The following is a 2,769-nucleotide window of genomic DNA, read 5'->3' as shown; positions in this document are numbered from 1 at the left end:
CCCGAGCTGCGCCGGGAAATCGCGCATCGCTTGGAAGAGATCCGCCGAGCGTTGCTGCCCTTCGATCGCGCGATGGCCGAGCGAGAGGCAGCTGCGCGCGCCGTGACCACGATGTTGTCAGACATGGGCATGCGTGCGGCGGATCCTCGGGCCAAGCTTAAGGACTACATGGCGGCGCTGAGCGACCTGCCGGTCTGGGCAGTGCAACAAGCTTGTCATGACGTTGTGCGCGGTCTTGTCAACGGACTGAACCCTGACTTTGCCCCAACGACCGCGCGCGTGCATCAACTCGCCGTCGCTGCGCTCGAGCCGGTGCAGAAGGAGGCGAAGAGGCTTCAGACCGCCAGGGACGTGACACTCAAGCCGCATCAGCCAACCGTGGATGAGCGCCAGCGCATCAATATCCGCTTCAGGGTCTTGCTGGACCACGAGATGCGCGGTCCCCAAGACGAGCGTGATCATCGTTCCATCATGGCTGTGATCGATAACCGTAAGGCTCTCCGGGCCGCTGAAGCCCGCACGCGGCGCGAATATGTCGACGCCGGCAGATCGCCGCCGTCCTCGCCGCTCGCATTGAGCCTCACCTGTAGGCGAGACATGGCCCAGCGGGACGCTCTGCAACCGCCGCGGCACGATCGCGAAGACGCCTAGGAAACATCAAGGCAACTCAATCAGTTGCATGTTGCTAGCAACAGGAGATCAGAATGCCATTCGTTAAGGGGCAATCAGGCAACCCGCGAGGTCGCAGGGCGGAGAAGCCCTTTCGGGACGCGCTCAAGCTGGAGATCGCTGCCGCCGGGATCGACCACAAGGCCTTGCGGACTATCGCAGCGAAGGTCCTCAAACGCGCCGAGGCTGGCGACTTGCAGGCCGCGACCTTCATTCGCGATGTCCTCGACGGCAAGCCTGCCCAGGCGATCACCAACGACGATGGTGACGAAGGTTTCCGGGTGGTGAACCAAATCGAGCGCGTGATTGTGCAGCCTCCGGAGCGCGATGAAGGCGGCAATGTGGTTGCCCCTGCGATAGCGCCGGCAGATAACCTGATCATGCGGGAGCTGCTCGGAGCGGTCCGGGATGGTATCCCCGATGCGGGTGAGCGGTCGCCTCAGGAAATTGCCGGCATGATCCGCGACGCGCTCAGGGAGCGCCGGTAGTGGACCTCGTTTGCGTACCTCCGGCAGATGCCGCGGCGGTTCTGCCTGGAGTGGCGAGCATGCTCCGGCCAGCCGTCACGCGCACGCGCCTGGCCTCCTGGAAGGCCCTTGAGCGCAGTCTGATCGACGGTCGCGCGCTGCTCTGGCTTGCATGGGATGGCTCTCAGATCGCTGCCGCGGCGGCCACGGAGCTCTCCCAGTGCGATGGCGGCTCTGTGTGCGTCATCGTGGCGTGCGGCGGTCGCAATCCATCTCAGTGGCTCCCGCTGCTCGATCAGATCGAGGCCTATGCGAAGGCTGAGGGATGCCGGGCCGTGCGGTTCTTCGGCCGGCGTGGGTGGTTGCGTCATCTCGGGCGGTACAAGCAGGTTGGCGTGGTCGCAGAGTTGCCGGTGCACGGCTGATCAGGCCGAAACCTTTTCGCATGATCTCCCGCCTACGGTCGCTCCTACAACGTTCAACAAGCCCCGTAGGAGACGCACATGCAGCCGATCGACCTCGCCACCTGGAACGAGCAGCAGGACAATGCACCGCCCGTTCAGATGGCCGCGCCCACGGCGAGTGCGCCGCTCACGAAGCTCAACGACTCCGAATTGAACTATCTCGCCGTGTGGCTTCAGACCCACACTGCGCTTGGCTCCCTCAGCATTGGGGAGCTTCTTGCAGCTCTTGCCCGTACGGAGGCCGATGCCGGGTTCGCCTTTGTGAAGTTGCTCCCGGAGAACACCAATGGCTGAGGCAGCCCGCTTTGACAGCAGCATGGGGCTCCGCTGCCCGAGCGCCATTGTGGCGCTTGTCGAGCGTGCGGCCTCGCGGAGGCTTCAGAAGCCGGCCGAGTATGTCCGGCAGGCTCTTCTCGCGGCTTTACGCGCTGATGGGCTCGAGCCAGAGCAGCAGCAACAGTTCGCCCTTGTCGCGAATGGTGAGCTTGTTGTTGGCCCGCACGGCGCCATCACAACGTTCCGGCCAGAGCATGACGCGCGCGGCGCGTGGCTGCCGATCGAGAACGAGGATAGCGCGCCGTTTGATGCCGCGAAGCATTGGAGGATGGACCCGCTGCCGCTGCGCGTGGATAGCCGCCGAGTAGTTCGGACCTATCCCGTTGTTGTCAAGTCGATGGAGTTCGCCTGATGAGCGGGGGTGGTTTTTACACTTGGTCTCAAAGCCCTGGCGCCAACGCCAACTCCGATCCTTTCATCGCTTGGCCGGAGGGCATGGCGCCTTCTCAGATCAACGATTCGGCGCGCGCCATGATGGCTTCGACTGCGAAATACCGCGATGACATCGCAGGCGCGATCGCAACCACCGGCACGTCAACCGCCTATGCAGTCTCCAGCTACAGCCAGTTTGACACGTTGGCGCACCTGTCGGGACAGGTGATCGCCTTCACGCCGCATGCCACGAACGGCGCAGGCCCTGTCACGCTCAATGTCGACGGCCTCGGCGCGAAGGCATTGCGATCGGCGCCGAACGCCGAACTGATGGCCGGCGTCCTCATCCAGGGCACCCCCTATACCGCGCTTTATAACAACGCGGACGGCGCGTTCTATCTGCAAGGCTTCTACGGCAATCCCTACAATGTGCCGCTCGGGGGCATGCTCGATTACATCGG

General features: G+C 63.7%; 5 protein-coding genes and 1 pseudogene. All 6 read left to right on the top strand.

The window, feature by feature from the left end:
- Nucleotides 1–651: hypothetical protein (locus ACV1FX_RS41590; protein WP_473123263.1), on the top strand; the 651-nt coding region annotated here is incomplete at its 5' end.
- 53 nt (nucleotides 652–704) lie between these two features.
- Nucleotides 705–1,157, top strand: a complete 453-nt coding sequence (locus ACV1FX_RS41585) for a DUF5681 domain-containing protein (RefSeq protein ID WP_473123262.1) — start codon at nucleotides 705–707, stop codon at nucleotides 1,155–1,157.
- 59 nt (nucleotides 1,158–1,216) lie between these two features.
- Nucleotides 1,217–1,561 carry a hypothetical protein gene (locus ACV1FX_RS41580; RefSeq protein ID WP_473123261.1) on the top strand — a complete coding sequence of 115 codons (345 nt, stop codon included), beginning with the start codon at nucleotides 1,217–1,219 and terminating at the stop codon, nucleotides 1,559–1,561.
- A gap of 78 nt (nucleotides 1,562–1,639) precedes the next feature.
- Nucleotides 1,640–1,894, top strand: a complete 255-nt coding sequence (locus tag ACV1FX_RS41575; protein ID WP_473123260.1) for a hypothetical protein — start codon at nucleotides 1,640–1,642, stop codon at nucleotides 1,892–1,894.
- Nucleotides 1,887–2,288 (top strand): hypothetical protein, encoded by a 402-nt coding sequence (locus ACV1FX_RS41570; RefSeq protein WP_473123259.1) that lies wholly within the window; start codon nucleotides 1,887–1,889, stop codon nucleotides 2,286–2,288. The genes ACV1FX_RS41575 and ACV1FX_RS41570 overlap by 8 nt, the downstream gene beginning before the upstream one ends.
- Nucleotides 2,289–2,371: 83 nt before the next feature.
- Nucleotides 2,372–2,769, top strand: a pseudogene (locus ACV1FX_RS41565) (phage tail protein); the annotation flags it as partial.

It is taken from the genome of Bradyrhizobium ingae (assembly GCF_055791185.1).
The sequence above is the reverse complement of the archived record's forward strand: the minus strand, read 5'-3'. Positions and strand labels throughout refer to the sequence as shown.